General features: G+C 66.9%; 10 protein-coding genes. 2 read left to right on the forward strand and 8 right to left on the reverse strand.

The window, feature by feature from the left end; all coding sequences use genetic code 11:
* The first annotated feature begins 9 nt into the window (after positions 1–9).
* Together egtB and H566_RS0114740 are read left to right on the forward strand one after the other, a co-directional pair.
* Positions 10–1,389 carry an ergothioneine biosynthesis protein EgtB gene (gene egtB / locus H566_RS0114735; RefSeq protein WP_084545135.1) on the forward strand — a complete coding sequence of 460 codons (1,380 nt, stop codon included), beginning with the start codon at positions 10–12 and terminating at the stop codon, positions 1,387–1,389.
* Positions 1,390–1,891: 502 nt separating this feature from the next.
* Complete coding sequence (locus H566_RS0114740; RefSeq protein ID WP_028312033.1) at positions 1,892–4,297, forward strand: hypothetical protein; 2,406 nt, start codon at positions 1,892–1,894, stop codon at positions 4,295–4,297.
* Positions 4,298–4,739: 442 nt separating this feature from the next.
* On the opposite strand, the gene H566_RS0114745 is transcribed toward H566_RS0114740, so the two are convergent.
* From H566_RS0114745 to H566_RS0114780, 8 genes are all read right to left on the reverse strand, one after another.
* Positions 4,740–6,194 carry a lipopolysaccharide biosynthesis protein gene (locus tag H566_RS0114745; protein WP_028312034.1) on the reverse strand — a complete coding sequence of 485 codons (1,455 nt, stop codon included), beginning with the start codon at positions 6,192–6,194 and terminating at the stop codon, positions 4,740–4,742.
* Positions 6,195–6,419: 225 nt separating this feature from the next.
* The gene (locus H566_RS0114750) at positions 6,420–7,436 is read right to left on the reverse strand and encodes an NAD-dependent epimerase (RefSeq protein WP_028312035.1); all 1,017 of its coding nucleotides are present in this window, start codon (positions 7,434–7,436) and stop codon (positions 6,420–6,422) included.
* A complete protein-coding gene (locus tag H566_RS25400) occupies positions 7,433–8,815 on the reverse strand; it encodes a UDP-glucose dehydrogenase family protein (protein ID WP_051378804.1) in 1,383 nt (460 codons plus the stop codon). Before H566_RS25400 ends, H566_RS0114750 begins: the two co-directional genes overlap by 4 nt.
* Positions 8,816–8,877: 62 nt before the next feature.
* Complete coding sequence (locus H566_RS0114760; RefSeq protein WP_034411853.1) at positions 8,878–10,086, reverse strand: glycosyltransferase family 4 protein; 1,209 nt, start codon at positions 10,084–10,086, stop codon at positions 8,878–8,880.
* 44 nt (positions 10,087–10,130) lie between these two features.
* Entirely contained in the window at positions 10,131–11,027 is an 897-nt protein-coding gene (locus H566_RS27585; RefSeq protein ID WP_051378805.1) for a nitroreductase family protein, read from the reverse strand.
* 146 nt (positions 11,028–11,173) lie between these two features.
* Positions 11,174–12,235, reverse strand: coding sequence for a polysaccharide pyruvyl transferase family protein (locus H566_RS0114770; protein WP_028312037.1), 1,062 nt, complete (start codon positions 12,233–12,235; stop codon positions 11,174–11,176).
* On the reverse strand, positions 12,219–13,400 hold the full coding sequence (locus H566_RS25410) for a glycosyltransferase family 4 protein (RefSeq protein ID WP_084545138.1): 1,182 nt from the start codon (positions 13,398–13,400) through the stop codon (positions 12,219–12,221). Before H566_RS25410 ends, H566_RS0114770 begins: the two co-directional genes overlap by 17 nt.
* Complete coding sequence (locus H566_RS0114780) at positions 13,397–15,016, reverse strand: hypothetical protein (protein WP_034411855.1); 1,620 nt, start codon at positions 15,014–15,016, stop codon at positions 13,397–13,399. The genes H566_RS25410 and H566_RS0114780 overlap by 4 nt, the downstream gene beginning before the upstream one ends.
* Positions 15,017–15,106: the final 90 nt, after the last annotated feature.

A 15,106-nucleotide genomic window follows, 5' to 3' on the forward strand; every position in this document is an offset into this window, starting at 1 on the left:
CGTCGCCCGATGCCAGCCTGTCAGACGCCCGCCGATCCGTCCGCGCCGACGGGCACCCTCCACACCGACACCCGCCCGGCCGTGACCGGCGATCTCGCCGCCCGCCTGCGTGCCGTGCGCGCCGCCACGGTCGCGCTCGTGGCCGACCTCACGCCCGAGGACTGCGGCGCCCAATCCATGCCCGACGCCAGCCCGGCCAAGTGGCATCTCGCGCATACGACCTGGTTCTTCGAGACCTTCGTGCTCGACGGCCCGCGCCCGCCCTTCCACGCGCTGTTCAACTCCTACTATCAGGCGCTCGGCCGCCCCTTCGCGCGCGACCGGCGCGGCCTGCTCACGCGCCCCGCGCTGGCGGAAGTGCTCGACTGGCGCACCAGCGTCGATGCGCGCCTCGACCGCCTGCTCGCCGACGCCGCGGCGCCCGCCATCGCCTCGCCGGGCACCGCGCCACGCCACGCCGGCCCCGACGCAACGCTCCCCCGCCCGCCGGCCACCCCCGAGGTTGCCAACCGCCTCGCTCTGGTCGAACTCGGTCTACGCCACGAAGAGCAGCATCAGGAACTGATCGTCACCGACGTGAAGCACCTGCTGTTCCAGAACCCGCTGCTGCCAGCCTGGAAGCCCGCGCCGCCCTGGGCCGCGAACCGCTCCGCGCTGCCCGCCCGCCCGCCGCGCCGCTGGATCGCCCGCCCCGCCGGCCTCGCGCGCATCGGCCATGACGGCCACGGCTTCGCCTTCGACAACGAAGGCCCGAGCCATCGCGTCTTTCTCGAGGCGCACGAGCTTGCAAGCCATTGCACGACCGCTGGCGAGTTTCTCGCCTTCGTCGAGGCCGGCGGCTACGACGACCCGCGCTGGTGGCTCGCCGAAGGCTGGGATCTGGCGCGCCGTGCCGACTGGCGCCATCCGCTCTACTGGCTGCCGCCCGGCATGCAGACCGAGACCGGCTGCGCCAATTCCGTCGGCCGCCCCCATGCCGGCTGGCGCGAATTCACGCTGCACGGTGCCCGCCCGCTTGATCTCGACGCCCCGGTCTGCCACCTGTCCTATTACGAGGCCGATGCCTATGCGCGCTGGGCCGGCGCCCGCCTGCCGACCGAAGCCGAATGGGAAGCCGCTGCGCGCGCCGATCCGGCAGCCTTCGCCGATCTGGAGGGCGCGGTCTGGCAATGGACCGCCTCGGCCTATGCGCCCTATCCCGGCTATCAGCCCGCGGCCGGCGCGGTCGGCGAATACAACGGCAAGTTCATGGTCGGCCAGCAGGTGCTGCGCGGCGGATCCGTCGTCACCCCGCCGGGGCATGTCAATTCCAGCTATCGGAATTTCTTTCCAGCGAGCGCTCGCTGGCAATTCAGCGGACTGCGCCTCGCCCGAAACTCCGCCAATTGAAAGGAAGCGAGCATTTGCAATTCAAACGAAAACTTCGGAATTGCCGTTCATCCTCGATCACGCACCGCTCACCGGAAACAACCTATCCGGGTGAAGAAATACTCGAGACGCACTGACAAGGCCGCGTCTCTATAGGGTTAACCCTAGTTTGTGGCAAAAAATTATTTTGCGATACGGAAATACCCGTTTTTTTGCTGTTGTTTGGTTGCTGTTAATGATTGCTTTGCGCCGAGCCGACAGACGATTGCCATTGCACCCGAGTCGCGTTTCCGTGCCTTTTTATTAATCACGACAATAACTCCTAATCCCTTCTAATCCTGATTCCTAATTTCCGTGGGCTGATCAATTCAGGCCCCAATTCCCCGTCAATCGAGCTTCAACGTCCGCGCCGTATAACTGCGCCCTGTCGCGATTCGCTCCCGGCCGAATTCAAGGCCGCGCTGTTCACCAGATGGAACCGGGCAGTCGCAATTCCATCCCACAGGCAAAAGGACTCCCCCTCATGTTCGAGAACGCATTCCGGTTGACGGCGGTTGCAGCCGCCTCCCTGTGTCTCCTGGCCCTCAGCGCGTGCAGTGGCTCGGGCGGCGACACGTCGGTCAGCAGCTCCAATCTCAGCTCGGTCGCGAGCGCCCAGGCCGTGGGCCGCACCGTCGATCCCGCCATCAATGACGTCGAAGTGAGCGACGCGGGTCCGATGCTCGACCCGAAGGTGAAGGCCGCCTCGGCCGCCGCCACCACCGTCGACTCGACCTTCGCCGCCTACGGCGAACAGTGGTATCCGCTGCGCACGCAGAGCCTGGCCGTCGTGCCGGGCAGCGCGCTCGACTTTTCGACCGCCCTGGCCAACTACAACAGCAAGTCGATGTGCGCGGCCTGGATGCTGCCGACCGCGCCGATGCCCAGCACCGCCGCCAGCGCCAGCGCCACCGTCGATGAACTCCAGCGTCGCGGCTTCAACTTCGTGCGCCTGCATCTGGTCGAAGCCGGCCTCATGACGGTCAACGCGACCTCGAACGTGCAGATCGACGCCGACAAGCTCGATCGCCTGTGGCGCATGGTGGCCGAGCTGAGCAAGCGCAACATGGGCTACAGCATCGACATCATCTCGAGCGCCAACGGCTACATGGCCGGCGGCGGCACCGACAACGAATCGGCCACCTCGCAAGGCGACGCCAAGACGCTCATCAACACGAGCGATGCCTTCCGTACCAACTGGAAGACGGCGGTCAACAAGATCCTCGGCACGACCAACCCCTACCTGGGCAAGCCGATGATCAAGGACACGAACCTGAAGATGATCGTCGGCGTCAACGAGAACCCGATGGCCTTCATCGCCGGCTTCTCGGGCGTGTTCCCGTCCGCCTACAAGCCGCTGTGGAACAACTGGCTCAAGACCAAGTACGGCACCGACACTGCCTGGCGCACCGCGTGGGCCAAGGTGTCGATCGGCTCGACCGAGAGCCTGAGCAACGCCACCATCAACATGCCGTCCTACTCGTCGTCGAAGACGCAGCGCGAAGCCGACTTCGCAGCCTTCATCGCCGCGACCGAGAAGGCCACGACCACCTGGCAGATGAACTATCTGGCCAGCCTCGGCTACACCGGCACCTACAGCCAGTACAACGTGCGCAACAGCTGGATGGAAGCTGAATCGCGGATGCCTCTTAGCGCCATCAGCTTCAACACGTACAACGACCATCCGAGCGCCTACGGCATCGGCGGCTCGATCAAGCACACCAGCCTGTTCGACAGCATGTTCGGCTACATGACCAAGGCCGCGATGCTCAACCAGTACGGCAAGCCGCTGTACCTGACCGAGACCTCGGACGTGTACTGGAACAAGTACCGCCACGAAGCCGGCGCGGTGGTGGGCGCGATCGCCGCGCACCAGGACTGGCAGGGCCTGTGCTCGTTCGCCTACCTGACCGACGCGACCAGCTACGACACCAACGCCTACTACGAGCATCTGCGCTCGATGAAGAGCTTCATGGTCTGGGGCGACCCGATCAACGTCGCCAACGACCGCATCGCGACGATGCTGTTCCGCCGCGGCGACGTGTCGAAGGCGCGCTACAAGGTGGCCTACACCCTGCGCCCGGACGAGATGAACAACTACAAGTACGGCGCCACCTGGATGATGTCGTACAGCGGTCACTTCCTGAAGCGCGCCCTCGTCAACGGCGTCGAGCTGATCGATCCGAGCCTGACCGACGGCAACAAGAACTGGCTCGGCGCCGCGGCCGACAAGCCGGCCGAGATCCGCGAACCGCACCGCGTCGCCGATGACCTCACCCCGACCGTCCGCGCCGCCTACCAGGGCACGAGCGATCCGACCTGGTACGAGATGGCCGCGCGCATCCGCGAGACCGGCAAGATCGATTCGTCCAACAAGACCGATGCGCCGAACGGGATCATCCAGAGCGATACCAACCAGATCTACTACGACATCCCGAACCAGCTGATCGACATTGCGACGCCGCGTTCGGAAGTGATCGTGATGGGCGAGCGCAGCATCGCGAAGCAGGACTTCATGAACGTGAGCCGCTCGACGCCGCGCGTGACCATCGCCGCGATGTCGCTCGACGGTGCCGACCTGGTGAATTCGAAGCGCATCCTGCTGGTCCACCTGTCGAACGTGAAGGGCACGAACATGAAGTTCGCCGATTCGGCCGAGACGACCATCAGCGACTGGGGCACGTTCCCGATGCTGGTGCGCGGCGCCAAGTCGGACATCCAGCTCAAGCTGAGTCCGACCGCGGGCTGGAAGCTTTACGCACTCGACCTGTCGGGCAAGCGCATCGGCCAGATGTGGACCGGCAGCGTGAGCGGTCGCCTGGGCGTCTCGCTCGAAACCAACAACCAGTGGATCGGCCCGGTGTTCTATTACGAGCTGGTGCGCGAGTGATCCCGTGACGCGCCGGGGGCCTGGCCTCCGGCGCGTCGGCGCCGCGCGGCAGTTCAGGCAGCAAGGCGCATCCATCGGCCCCGCCCTCCCGGCGGGGCTTTTTCATGGGCGCGCGAAACGGGGTGGACCCCAGCGGGGATGGACACCGGCGCGGCAAAGGGCTGGCAGGGCTGGCACGGCCTGCCCGACCGCGACACGGGCCGGCGAGGCCCGACTGCCGCGTGCGGCTCCGCAGGCGATCACGAGTGCGCGGGCAAGCAGCGGCGCGGCAGACCATCCACGGCGAAGCGGGCTGCTTGCAAACGATTGCAGCGCTGCTTCCGTGATCGACTCCGGCAGTTGATCCGGCGATCGACCTGGCGGGTGGCGGGTAGCGGGCGGGCGGTCGCCGCTCGATCGGTCAGGTGCGCGGCAGACCGGCCCGACCGCGCACCGAAGCGGATCAGGCGGTCGTCGCCACGCCGCTGCGCAGGTCGCGCCACAGCGCGAGCAGCCGGCGCCGGAACATGCCGGCGCCCATGAGCAGGCCGACGCCGAAGGCGACACCGAGCGTCGGCAGCTGCCAGGCCGTCGGCAGGCCCAGTTCCGGACGCGCGAGCGGCAGCGCCACCAGCAAGCCGAGCAGGCTGCTGCCGAGTCCCGGCAGCGCCAGCACCAGCAGATCACCGCGCCGGGCCTTGAGGATGTAGGCAGCCGTCGGCAGCGAGACGAACACCGCCACCAGCCACGGCCGCAGCGCGAAGCCCACCGCCACGCCGATCACGCCCCAGTGCGCCCCCGTGAACAGCAGCACCAGGCCGGCCAGCGTGCCGAGCAGGCTGTTGCGCATCAGGCGATGGCCATCGCCCATGACCACCGGCGTCACGTACATGAAGTGCTGGAGGCCGAAGGGCGCGCCGGCGAGCGCGAGGATCGACAGGATCACCGCCGACTCGCCCCACTTCTCGCCGAACAGCAGCGGCACCAGCACCGGCGCCAGCAGCGCGAGCGCGAAGAAGACCGGGAAGGTGATGACGCAGCTCAGTTCGGTAAGCTGGTTGAACATGCGTCGCAGTCGCGCCGGATCATGCTTGACGCGCGAGAGGTAGGGCACCGAGATCTGCTGGAGCGAGCCGCCGATCAGGTCGTTGGCAACGATGAACAGCCGCTGCCCGATCGAATAGATCCCGAGCGCCGTCGGCCCCATGAGCTGGCCGACGATGATCGCGTCGGCGCGCACGTATGCAGCCTCCATCAGTCGCGCGAACACGATGCCGCGCGCGAAGACCAGCGGCTCGCGCAGCGACTCGCGATCGAAGCGCACGAAGGGGTTCCAGCGCGCGACCGCGAAGGTGACGGCCGCATCCAAAGCGGCCTCGACCAGGGTCTTGATCACCAGCGCCCAGCCGCCCCAGCCCGCCCAGGCCAGCGCCACGCCCACCGCGCCGCCGATGAACATCGTGAGCATCGAGCGCAGCGCGACGGCCTGGAAGTCGAGCCGGCGGCGCAGCATCGCCTCGGGCACCTTGGCCAGGATGCCGAGCGGCAGCACCAGCGACATGACCGCGACCATGCCGGCCGCGTCGTCCGTGCCCGGCAGCAGCGCGGCGCCGATCGGCCGCGCCAGCGCGAGGATGACCAGCCCGAGCAGCAGCGCCACGCCGAACTGGCCCCAGAACACCGCCGACTGCTGGCGCGGCGTGCTGTCGCGCGCCTGCACGAGGTAGTCGCTGACGCCGAGGTCGCAGACCATCTGCAGCACCATGAGCCAGGACGCGATGAGCGTGACCTCGCCGATCTGCTCGGGCGTGAGCAGGCGCGCAAGCACCGCGAACACCGCGAACGAGGTGACGCGGGTGCCCCAGGTACGCATGGCGGCCCAGAAGGCTCCGTTGAGCAGCGAGCGGGAGGCGGTCATGGTCAGGCCCGGCGGATGGCAGAGGACGTACCCCGGCGGTATCCACCCGGGCGCAATTGCCTTGAGCCTAGACTCAAACATCCGTGAAAAACGTCGCGCACCGTTTCGGCCGGACGGGCGGATGACTTCGGGTGCCTGCTTGCGGAGCGGCCTTCGCTGAGCGGTCGCCGGATCGCGCGGGGCGATGCTGCGCGCACCGCCCCGCCGCCCGGCCACGTGGATCGTTCAGACCGCGTAGTACCCGCGATACCAAGCGGCGAAGCGCTTCACGCCCTCGGCCAGGCTCACGCGCGGCTGCACGCCGGTCCAGGCTTCGAGCGCCGAGGTGTCGGCGAAGGTGGCTTCCACGTCGCCGGGCTGCATCGGCATGAGCTGGCGCACGGCCTTGCAGCCCAGCTCGGATTCGAGCGCGTCGATGAAGTCCATCAGCTCGACCGGCTCGCTACGGCCGATGTTGAAGATGCGGTACGGCGCCCAGGACGCGGCCGAGCTGGCCCGCGTGCGGTCATAGCCCGGATCGGGCTGGGGAATGCGGTCGAGCGCGCCGATCACGCCGGCCACGATGTCGTCGATGAAGGTGAAGTCGCGGCGCATCTTTCCGTGGTTGAACACCTTGATCGGTTCGCCCGCAAGGATGGCGCGCGCGAAGATGAACGGCGCCATGTCGGGCCGGCCCCAGGGGCCGTACACCGTGAAGAAGCGCAGCCCCGTGGTCGGCAGGCCGTACAGATGGCTGTAGGTGTGGGCCATCAGCTCGTTGGCCTTCTTGCTCGCGGCGTAGAGGCTGACCGGATGATCGACCGCGTCGGTCTCGACGAAGGGCATCTTGGCGTTGCCGCCATAGACGCTGGAGCTGCTCGCGTACACGAGGTGCTCGACGCCGTGGTGGCGACAGCCTTCGAGCGTGTTGACGAAGCCGAGCAGGTTGCTGCTCGCATAGGCGCCGGCGTTCTGGAGCGAGTAGCGCACGCCGGCCTGGGCCGCGAGATGCACGACGCGGTCGAAGCGCTCGGCGGCGAACAGCGTGCTGAGCGCCGCGCCGTTGGCGATGTCGAGCTTGCGGAAGCGGAAGCGCGCCGCGCCCGCCGAGGCGGCGATGGCGTCGAGCCGCGCCGTCTTGAGCGTCGGATCGTAGTAGTCGTTGAGGTTGTCGATGCCGACGACTTCATCGCCGCGCGCGAGCAGCGCCAGCGCGACCTGCATCCCGATGAAGCCGGCGGCGCCGGTGACCAGCACCTTCATGCGCCGGCTCCGGGCTGGCCGGCATCCGCGCCGGCATTGCCGCCCGCCTCGCCGGCCGGCGCGCGGCCGATGCCTTCGTAGTCGAAGCCGAAGGCGCGCACGAACTCCGGATCGAAGATGTTGCGGCCGTCGAGGATGACGGGCTGGCGCAGCTTCGCCTTTAGCTCGGTGAAGTCGGGGCTGCGGAATTCCATCCACTCGGTCACGACCAGCAGCGCGTCGGCGCCGTCGGCGGCGGCGAGCGGCGTGTCGGCATAGCTCAGGCCGGGCCGGTCGCCGAAGATGCGCTTCGCCTCGGTGATGGCCACCGGGTCGTAGGCGCAGACGGTCGCGCCGCGCGACAGCAGATCGTCGATGACGACGCGGCTGGTCGCCTCGCGCATGTCGTCGGTGTTGGGCTTGAAGGCCAAGCCCCAGAGCGCGAAGTGCTTGCCGGCGAGGTCGTCGCCGAAGCGGCGCAGCACCTTCTGGCCGAGCACGCGCTTCTGCGCGTCGTTGGCGCGCTCGACCGCGCCGAGCACTTCGAGCTGCTGGCCTTCGCCGGCGGCGGTATGGATCAGCGCCTTCACATCCTTGGGGAAGCACGAGCCGCCGTAACCGGCGCCCGCGTACAGGAAGTGCGTGCCGATGCGCGGATCGCTGCCGATGCCCAGGCGTACGCGCTCGATGTCGGCGCCCATGCGCTCGGCCAGCAGCGCAAGTTCGTTCATGAACGAGATGCGCGTGGCGAGCATGGCGTTGGCGGCGTACTTGGTGAGTTCTGCGCTGCGCACGTCCATCGTGATGAGGCGCTCGTGATTGCGCTGGAACGGCGCGTACAGCGCGCGCATGAGCAGGATGGCGCGCTCGTCGTCGGCGCCGATCACGATGCGGTCGGGCCGCATGAAGTCGTCCACCGCCGCGCCTTCCTTGAGGAACTCGGGGTTGGAGACGACCGCGAAATCGACCGGATTGCCACGCTTGCCCAGCTCCTCGGCCAGCACCGCGCGCACCTTGTCGGCGGTGCCGACGGGCACGGTGCTCTTGTCCACCACGACCTTGTAGTCGGTCATGAGTCGGCCGATGTTGCGCGCGGCCGCGAGCACGTATTGCAGGTCGGCCGAGCCGTCTTCGTCGGGCGGCGTGCCGACCGCGATGAATTGCAGCGTGCCGTGCGCGACCGAACGCGCGATGTCGCTCGTGAAGCGCAGCCGGCCGGCCTTGACGTTGCGCGCCACGACGGCGTCAAGGCCCGGTTCGTGGATGGGGATGCCGCCGCTTTCGAGAATGCGGATCTTGTTCTCGTCAACATCGAGGCAGAGGACGTCGTTGCCCATCTCGGCGAGGCAGGCGCCGGTCACGAGGCCGACGTAGCCGGTGCCGATCATCGAAACTTTCACGGTTCACTCCCGAACGGTTTGGATTGCGCGTGGCGGCGCGACGGCCAGGACGCTCTGCCCGGTCAGTCGCCCAGCGGCGCCACGGTGGGCGGCCCCGCAATCTCGGCCCGATCGGCCGGAACGCGATAGAGCCGCTGGATCTGCTGCAGGAAATGCGGTGCGACGCGGTCCCAGCGGTAACGCTCGCCGACCGCGATGCAGTGCGCGCGCATCGCGTCGAGCGCGGCGCGGTCGGCCGCGGCGCGGGTGATCGCTCTCGCGACACCGGCCGAAGAGTAGTCGCAATGGAAGCCGGTGCGGCCGTCTTCCACATAGTGCGTGAGCGTGCGGATGCGGTTGCAGATGACCGGCAACCCGAGCACGAGGTACTCGAAGAGCTTGGTCGGCGGGTTGAACTGGAAGTGCGCGTTGGGTTCGAGCAGGGTGACGCCCAGGTCGGCGCGCGCGTAGGCAGCATAGACCTCGGCAGTCGAGACAAGGCCATGCATTTCGAGCGCGCGCGGATAGCCGGCATTGCCGAACGCGGCGCGCAGTTCGACCTGGTCCACGTCGGGCACGCCCACGAGCAGCAATTTCACGTCGATGCCCTCGACCAGTGCCGCGAGCACGCCACCGACAATCTGGTCACGGCCACGCTCGCCGGTAAGCGTGCCGGCGTAGCAGACGGTGAGCGGCCCGGGGCGGCGCGCGGCGCGCAGGCCGAGCGCCATGTCCGACACGCTCACGCCCATGTCCACCACCGGCACGCGCTGAGCCGGCAGGCCACGCGCGACGAGGTCGTCGGCCATGAAGCGGCTGATCGGCATCACCACCCGCGCGCTGCGCGCGCCGAAGTAGGTCAGTCGCCGCAACGCCGCCGTGAACCAGCCCTTGGCCGTGCGCTTGCCGTGGCGCGTGAAGTAGTGCGACGGCATCTCGTTCCAGTAGATGGCGACGGGCCGGTCGCGCAGGCCGAGCGCCACCATTGACAGGTGCGAGGTGAACAGGAACACCGGCGCCTCGGGCAGCCGCGCGAGCTGCCGCGCCACACGCAGGCAGTAACGCACCAGGCTGAGCGAACTGCCGCCGGTCTCGGGCAGCACATGGACGCGGGCCGCATCCTTGAAGCCGAGGCGCCAGGCATGCGCCGGATTGCGCACCAGCAGATGCAGCTCGTAATGCTCGGCCAGCAGCTCGAGCCGCTGGCGGTAGATCGCGAGGCCAGGCTGGTAGTCGTAGAACCAGGTGACGACGTACAACACCGGATGGGGCGATGGCGTGGCGAGACTCATGCCGTCACCTCGGGCGCGCGACCGTGCCGGAGCCGGAGGCCGGCTCAGGCATGCACCTTGAGGAAGCTGTCGATGCCACGGCGGGCCGAGCGCGGCACGACCGCCTCCGCCTCGGGGTAGCCGACCGCCAGATACATGATGATCTTCTCGCTCTCGGGAATCTGGCCCCGGCGATGCGCCTCGCGGTCGGTGTCGGGTTCGACACACCAGTTGAGACAGCAGCTCGACAGGCCGCGCGCCTGGAGCGCGAGCAGCAGCGACATCGTGAACAGGCCGGCATCCACATAGGGCTCGTTGCGCTCCGAGCCGTCGAAGAAGGCGCGTGCCTCGACGCAGATGACGAGCAGCAGCGGGATCGTCTTGCCGAAGCCGCCGTTGCCGTTCTGGAGTTCGAGCATCGAGTCGATCTTCTCGCGCTGCTGGTAGGCGTGGACGATCCAAGGCTGGCGGTTGCAGGCGCTCGGGCTGAGCTGGGCCAGGGCCAGCGCCTCGCGCACGTCGGCGAGGTTGACCCGCCGGTCGGCATAGGCGCGCACGCTGCGGCGCGCATGGCAGAGGTCGGTCAGCGCAGGCAGCGCGTCGGGCTTCTGCCCGGTGAAGGGCATGGGCGTGGCGAGCGCGGTGGCCGGCTCATGACCCGAAAGCACGCGGTCGAGCGCCGGAAAGATGCGCGCGGCGGTTTCCTCCAGCTTGGGCGGCGTGCGCCTGATGCGCTCGCGGTAGCCGCGCAGTCCCTCCATCGCGCCCAGATAGACCGGATCGGTGAGCGGAAAGCCGGCTGCGCGCCAGCGTTCGACCAGCGCGATCGTGTCGAGCGCCGGCTGCTCGCCGAAGAAGCGCGGCTTGCCCGGCATGCACATGCCCTTTTCGAGCTTGTGATACTGGAAGATCAATTCGGAACTGAGCTGCCAGTAATTCGGCTCGGGCTGGTCCCAGCGCATATAGCGAAGGGTATTGCGGGCATCACTCACGTGAAACATGGCGCGGCGCACGAGTCGGCCCCGGCGACGCCATTTGCGCAATGCCATCGCGACTCCGGGCAGATGCCTCTGCACCTGGAGATGGACCGATTTGATGATTCCCTGGCTCATGTTTGTGAATTCAGCACCGTGGTCGGCGTCATTGTCGGGTCTATCGGGGAGGAGACAGCGGCTGGCGCAGCACCACGCCAGCGGGCACAACGGCATTCGCCGGTCCAGGCATCGAACAGGGCATGCACCTTGCCCGTCGAGTTGTCGCCGATCGAATTCGGAATGCCGAGCAGCACCGACAGCACATGGGCATGCAGGCGATCGGTCACGACCGATTCGCCGCGCGAAAGCAAGGCGATTCCGCGCCGCAGACGCGCGCGACTCAATTGCTCCCAGAGCCAGCCGAGCACGCGATGGTTGCCGTCGAAAGCTTCCAGAGATTTGCCACCAGACGATATAAGCCTCTGCCAGAACCTTTCCTGGAGCCCTTCCTCCAGCCAATCGACAACCGGCACTTCAGGCCCGACGGAAAGCGTCTGGCCGATCCGCTTTTCCTTGTCGGAGCGCAGCAGGGCAATCACCGGATGACGCGCCGGCTTGCGTTCGAGCGCGCCGATCATGAAAGCCAGATCGGGCACGAGGGAAGCGCTGACTCCGAAATGACGCTGAAACTGCTCGACCGAAGGCTGATCGCGCACGAGCAGATGCACATTCGGCCGGCGCGCCAGCACATCGCGGGTGCGGCGCGCCAATTCACCGTCGAGATCATCGAAATGCGTGCTGACGGGCAATTGGATGATCGTATTGTCGGGAAAGGACTCGAATACCTTGAGCCGGAACAGCTGATGATGCAGCCAGAGGCTGCCGAAATTGCCGCCGCCATTGAGCAGCAATGCCAGCCGATGTTTGCAGGCCAATCGGCGCAGGCGCTCGAAATCGGTGTTGTGGCAATCCGAGATGTAATGCACGCGCAATCCGAGGCGGCGCACCAGTTGCAACGCACCGAGCCAGATCAGCGAATCACCGACATTCGAATTGTTGGGATAGTCGATGAGCGCGACATCGCGCGTGCCGTCGAGCAGTTCGCTCACGCGGGCGAGCAGGCGCTCTTGCAGGCGACCGAGCAGCGCGATGTCCGCCGCACGGTCGGCCGGGGTGAATTCAGGAAAGTTCGCCATGCTTCGCCGCCGGACTGTCGGTCACTTCGGTGCCGACCTGGGTCGGCAGGCTGCCGGCCGCGCTGCTGACCGAGTTCTCGAATCGGGGCCGCACGCCAGCCCAGCGGTACTGGGTCGATTCGGCGAGGGCATTGCGGCTCATCTGCCGGAAGCCGGCGCGATTGCGCCAGAGCCGGGCGACGGCATCGGCGAGACCGTCGGCGCCGTACGGGAAGATGGCGCCCGAATGGCCTTCGCGCAGATAGTCGGTATGGGTGCGGATTTCGCTGGCGATGACCGGCAATCCGGCCGCGAGATATTCGAACAGCTTGGTCGGCGGATTGAATTGCCAGTGCGGGCGGTTTTCCCACAGGCAAAGGCCGGCATCGGCGCGATCGAGCCAGTCGGGTACTTCGCGGCCGAGAATGCGGCCCTCGACATGCACAACATCGGCAATGTCGAGTTCGGCCACGCGCTGGCGGCAATAGTCGAGCTGCTCGGGCGAGGCGCCGACGATCGTGAGATGGGCCGGAATGCCGTCGCGCTTGAGTCTGGCGAATGCATCGAGCATCACGTCGCGGCCACGCGCCGGTGCGACCGTACCGACGTAGATCACGCGCAATTGCGCGCCGATTTCGCGTTCGCGCGCATGCGAATAGAAGGTTTCATCGACGCCCATCCATTCGACGCGGGTGTGGGCCGGATCGACGCCATGCGCGATGAGGTCGTCGCGCAGGGTATGGCTGATCGGCAGCACCACGCTGGCGCGATCGGCGGCGCGATACCAGAGCTTGATGAGCAGCGTGTAAAGCTGGCGCTTGAGGCCGCGCTTGAGATCACGCGGCACGATTTGCAGCGGATGCTCGTTCCAGTAGAGCACGGTGCGATCGAGCGCCGCCGCGAGAAAGCCGAAATGCGAGCCGAGCAATACCGCCGCGAAATAATCGAGCCGGCGCACGCGCTGCCACAGGCGCCACTGATAGCGCAGCAGGCCGGGCAGATCAGCCTTTTCCTCGAGCAGGATCTGGTCGAATTCGACGCCGTCGAAATCGAGCGGATCAAGCGGCCGCCGGGTGAAAACCATCAGCCTATAGTTTTCACTCAGGGCACGCATCCGGTATTTGAAGTCGAGCATGCCCTGGCTCTCGTAGAACCAGGTCGCAACGACGCATAACGGACGACTCATTTGCGAATCGGAGCAACAACGGGGAAATGGGCATCGGCATGCGCGGCGACAACGCCGCGCATGCTCGTGGCGGCCTGCATCGAATAGCGGCGACGCACTTCAACATCCGGCAGGGTACGTGCCAGATGAATCACGTAGCCGATGCAGAAGTAATAGAGCCATTGCGTCGGCGGATGCAGATAAACGTAGTTCTGATAGAAATGGAACGGCAGGCCGATGAGCAGCACGGCGAATGCCACATGCACCTGGGCACGGGCTTCGGGAGGCAGGGCGGGATGCCGGCTGATCTTGAGGATCAGGAAGATCGTGGCGATCTGTAGCGCGAAGAAGGTACTCAGCCCGAGCAGCCCGAAGTCCCACAGCAGCGCGGCGGCAGTGGTCCAGTTGAGGTTGAGCGGGTAGTACTTGGCGGCGACCTCGCCCATCGCGAAGGTGGTCGAACTGCGGCTGGAGAACATGCCGTAGCCGAGCCAGCGCTTGGGCAGGTCGCCCGACACGTCCTCGTTCCACAGCGAGATGACGGCCGCGCGCGAGAGTTCGCCGGTGGTGACCGACACTTGGTTCGAGTCGAAGGCGTAGGTGAGCGACTTGACGATGTTCTCGTCCTGGCTCGCGCCGGTGAGCTCCTGGTTCTTCGACCAGTACATGACCTGGTAGGCCACGGTCACGAGCATCGCGAAGCCGCCGGCGATGAAGATCATGTAGACGAAGCGGATCGGCTTCTTGCGCAGTGCGTCCCAGTAGGTGGCGGTCAGGCCGATGGGCAGGAAGGCAATGACCGCCTTCACCTCGCCCGCGAAGATGCAGGCCAGCGCGATGACGCTCATCACGGCCACGATCAGGGGCCGGCGCAGCCCGACGCGCAGGTAGTTGAGGCCGAGATAGAAGGTGACGAGGCAGTACAGCACCAGTGTCGCGTTCGAGCCGCCGCCGAAGGGATCGCCGCCCATGGTGCCGACGATGGAGTCGAACTCCGAGGCGCCCTGCAGGCGCTGCGGCATGATGAAGATGCGCTGGAAGGCCACGAAGGGAACCTGCACGACGGCGGCCCAGAACAGCACCTTCCAGGCCCAGGCGATGAACTTCTCGCTCGTGAGGCCGAGCGCCATCACGTACATGAGCGGCCAGTAGCCGAAATAGGCCTTGACGCCCAGGAGGGTCTGGTCGATCGGGTTGTGGTTGGCCAGCGTCGAGACGATGACGGTGAGCGGGAAACCCAGCGCGATCGCGAGCACGAAGGTTGACGCGGTACGCAGGCTGCCACCGCCGCGCACCTGCACCACCTCATCGCCGGCACGCCGCCGGCTCAGCAGATCGATGGGGATACGCACCGCGAGCACCGCCGCAAGGCCGACCGCCATCCAGTAGGCGTTGTTGCCCAGCGGCGTGAAGTAGTGGAGCACGCCCGAGATGAACACGCTCACCAGCAGCAGCGCGCGCATGAGCAGTTCGATCGGCAGCGCGAAGGCAAACAGGCCGAGCACGGCCGCCAGCGCCATGAAGGCGATCTTGTAGCCGCCGATGGCCACCACCAGCGCGAAGGCCACGCCGAACAGCAGCGCGACTGAAGTGATGACGACAGTCGTCGCCTGGGTACCGGTTGCTTGAAGTTTCATCGTCGGGCCGTCCGTGGCGGGGCCTTGAGTGGTGGGGCGGGCAGGCCCGCCGGCGAGCGGTCGTCGCGGGCGGCCGGTCCCCGACGACTC

Origin of the sequence: Derxia gummosa DSM 723, assembly GCF_000482785.1 — a bacterium.
Classification (GTDB): domain Bacteria; phylum Pseudomonadota; class Gammaproteobacteria; order Burkholderiales; family Burkholderiaceae_E; genus Derxia; species Derxia gummosa.